The organism is Phenylobacterium sp. (genome assembly GCF_036263695.1).
Taxonomy (GTDB): Bacteria; Pseudomonadota; Alphaproteobacteria; order Caulobacterales; family Caulobacteraceae; genus Phenylobacterium.
The window spans coordinates 1-2349 of the sequence record NZ_DATAGM010000184.1; the positions used below are offsets into that span (position 1 = coordinate 1).

2 protein-coding genes are annotated in these 2349 nt (G+C 72.7%); both read left to right on the forward strand.

What is annotated here, in order from left to right; all coding sequences use genetic code 11:
* Nucleotides 1-104: 104 nt before the first annotated feature.
* Nucleotides 105-1493: a leucyl aminopeptidase family protein gene (locus VHK87_RS07520; protein ID WP_329634285.1), complete on the forward strand. Its 1389-nt coding sequence runs from the start codon at nucleotides 105-107 to the stop codon at nucleotides 1491-1493.
* Nucleotides 1490-2323, forward strand: a complete 834-nt coding sequence (locus tag VHK87_RS07525; RefSeq protein ID WP_329634286.1) for a C40 family peptidase — start codon at nucleotides 1490-1492, stop codon at nucleotides 2321-2323. The genes VHK87_RS07520 and VHK87_RS07525 overlap by 4 nt, the downstream gene beginning before the upstream one ends.
* Nucleotides 2324-2349 lie beyond the last annotated feature (26 nt).

A 2349-nucleotide genomic window follows, 5' to 3' on the forward strand; every position in this document is an offset into this window, starting at 1 on the left:
AGGACGGCGTGCCCCATAACCCTCGGCTGCGTCGCTTAAAGGAACCGTTAAGCATAATCCGCACGGCCCAGGCCGCGCCCGCTTCAGCTCCCCCAAGAGTGCCCATGACCGAAGTCATCCTCTCCGCCGCCGCAGGTCCCACGGTCCCCGTCCACCTGCTGCACGAGACCGAGCTCGGGGCCCACTTCGACTCAGCCCCGCCCTTCGTCCGCGCCTTCGCCGAAACCTCGGAGTTCAAGGCCAAGCAGGGCCAGGCGCTGCTGGTCCCCGGCGAAGACGGCAAGCTGCACCACGTGGTCTTCGGGCTGGGGGCCAAGAACGGCGCCCTCGATCCGATGGCGCTGCGGAGCCTGGCCGCCAAGCTTCCGGCCGGCGAATACCGTATCGCCCAGGCGCCCGAGGGCGTTGATCGCGAGCAGGCCGCCCTGGCCTTCGCGCTGGGGAGCTACCGTTTCGACCGGTACAAGAAGAAGCCCGGCGAACGCGCCCGGCTGGTGGCCGAGGGCTGCGACGCGGAGGAGGTGCGCCACGTGGCCCATGCCTGCGCCCTGGCCCGGGACATGATCAACACCCCGGCCAACGACCTGGGGCCGCTGCAGATCGAGACCATCGCCCGGGAGATCGCCGAGCAGCACGGGGCGCAGATCACCGTCATTGTCGGCGACGGCCTGCTGGAGGCCAACTATCCGGCCGTCCACGCGGTCGGCCGCGCCGCTGTGCCCGAGCGTGCGCCGCGGATGATCGAGATCGCCTGGGGCGAGGCCGGCGCGCCGCTGATCGCCCTGGTCGGCAAGGGCGTGGTGTTCGACACCGGCGGCCTCGACATCAAGCCCTCGGCCGGCATGCGGTTGATGAAGAAGGACATGGGCGGCGCCGCCCACGTGCTGGCGCTGGCCCGGATGATCATGGCCGCCAAGCTGCCGGTGCGGCTGGCGGTGCTGGTCCCGGTGGTGGAGAACGCCATCGCCGGCGACGCCATGCGGCCGGGCGACGTGCTCGCCTCGCGCAAGGGGCTCTCCATCGAGGTCGGCAACACCGACGCTGAGGGGCGGCTGATCCTGGCCGACGCCCTGACCCGCGCCGCCGAGCTGGAGCCGGCGCTGACCATCGACATGGCCACCCTGACCGGGGCGGCGCGCGCCGCCCTGGGGCCGCAACTGCCCCCCTATTACACCGACGACGAGGAACTCGCCGGTCAGATCGAGGCGGCGGCCAAGGCGGTGGGCGACCCCCTCTGGCGCATGCCGCTGTGGAAGCCCTATGGCGAGGCCCTGGATTCCGACATCGCCGACCTGAAGAACGACCCCGACGGCTGGGCGCAGGCCGGCTCGGTCACCGCGGCGCTGTTCCTGCAGCGGTTCGCGCCGCGGGGCCCCTGGGTCCACTTCGACATCATGGCCTGGAATCCGCGCGGCCGGCCGGGCTGGCCGTCCGGCGGCGAGGTGCAGGGGGCCCGCGCGCTCTACCGGACGATCAAAGAGCGGTTCGCTTGAGGTCCGACGCGCGCACCACCGCGGCGCGTCCAGACCTGGCCGCGCGCTGGCTGGAGGGGACCGTCCCCGCCGCGCGCTACGTCGATCCGCAGCCGATGGTCTGCGCCAGAGCCGTGGCCTCGATCCGCGGCGCGCCGGCCGACGGCGCCGAGCAGCACGATCAGCTGCTGTTCGGCGAGCTGTTCCAGGCGCTGGAGATGGCGGGCGACTGGGCCTGGGGTCAGGCGCCGCGGGACGGCTATGTGGGCTGGGTGCGGATGGGCGACCTCGCGTCCAAGGGCCCTGCGCCCACCCACCAGATCGCGGCGGCGCTCGCCCACGCCTATGCGGAACCCGATGTCCGCGCCCCGGCGTCAGGGCCGTTCGTGCTGGGATCGCTGCTGACCGAGGAAGCGCGCGAAGGGCGGTTCGTGAAGGCCGCGGGCGCCGGCTGGTTCGTTCAGGAGGCGCTGTCGCCGATCGGGCGGTTCGCGACCGATCCGGTCGCGGTCGCCGAGCGGCTGGCGGGCGCGCCCTACCTCTGGGGCGGCCGCTCGAGCCTGGGCGTCGACTGTTCCGGGCTGATCCAACAGGCGCTCTACGCCTGCGGCCGCGCCTGCCCGCGCGATTCCGACCAGCAGGCCAAGGTGCTGGGGCGGCCCATCCCGGCCGCAGCGTTTGGACGCGGCGACCTGGTGTTCTGGAAGGGGCACGTGGCCCTGGGCCTGTCGCCCGAGCGCGTGCTGCACGCCAACTCCGCGGCGATGGCGGTCAGCGTCGATACGCTCGCCGACGCGCTGGCGCGAAATCGGTCCGTCTACGGGGAACCCGTCGCCTGGCGGCGGCTGTAGATGAATGGCCGGCACGAAGCCGGCCA

Bases quoted from the DNA above. Each gene is read 5' to 3' on its own strand.
- VHK87_RS07520 (WP_329634285.1), top strand. From the start codon at position 105: ATGACCGAAGTCATCCTCTCCGCCGCCGCAGGTCCCACGGTCCCCGTC.